This is a genomic window from Candidatus Symbiopectobacterium sp. NZEC127 (assembly GCF_025962675.1).
In the GTDB taxonomy this organism is placed as follows: domain Bacteria; phylum Pseudomonadota; class Gammaproteobacteria; order Enterobacterales; family Enterobacteriaceae; genus Symbiopectobacterium.
Window position 1 is genome coordinate 1 of record NZ_JAGFPG010000075.1, and the last position, 560, is coordinate 560.

Annotated in this window: 1 protein-coding gene; it reads left to right on the plus strand. The window is 36.8% G+C overall.

All coding sequences use genetic code 11. The features are described 5' to 3' along the window. Positions 1-39: 39 nt before the first annotated feature. Positions 40-560 (plus strand): hypothetical protein (locus J5069_RS23985; protein ID WP_264646144.1); only part of this gene is annotated, 521 nt, incomplete at its 3' end.

Sequence of the window (560 nt, forward strand, 5' to 3'; positions counted from 1 at the left end):
AGTGCGATAAACAATTCTTTGTTTAATGAGGGCGACAGTATGACTTTTCCAAATAAAAATATGATTGGTTCTGGTATATCGAAACCAATTCATCCAAATGGTTTACTTGCCGACTTTAATAGTAAAATCGGGAATAAGTATGTTGCATCATTAAGAAGTATAACACAAGCAAGAGTGCAATTTTTATCTCAGCCAAGCCAAGCCACTACGGCATCGCGCTCGTCAAGGTTTTCTACGCGAACTCAGAATGCTGATCTCGGTACAAAAGTAAGAAGCGTGAGAGGTGGTTTAAGTAAAAGTGAGGTTAAAAACGAAAAAAATAGTGCCTCATCGTTTAATACTCATGACGCTTCAGTGTTTAATGATGTTTTTAATTCATTAGACAGTAGCTCTACGTTTATCAATAAAAATGAGCATGAAGCTCTGGACTTCTTGCGTAACGAGGTAAGTGATAAATCTTTTGATAAGCTTCAGAGCATTCGAGCTGATCCTAATAACGAATCTTCTGCAGTTGATAAAGCTAAGCAAACATTTGTTAGGCTTAAAATGCTAAGTGACCT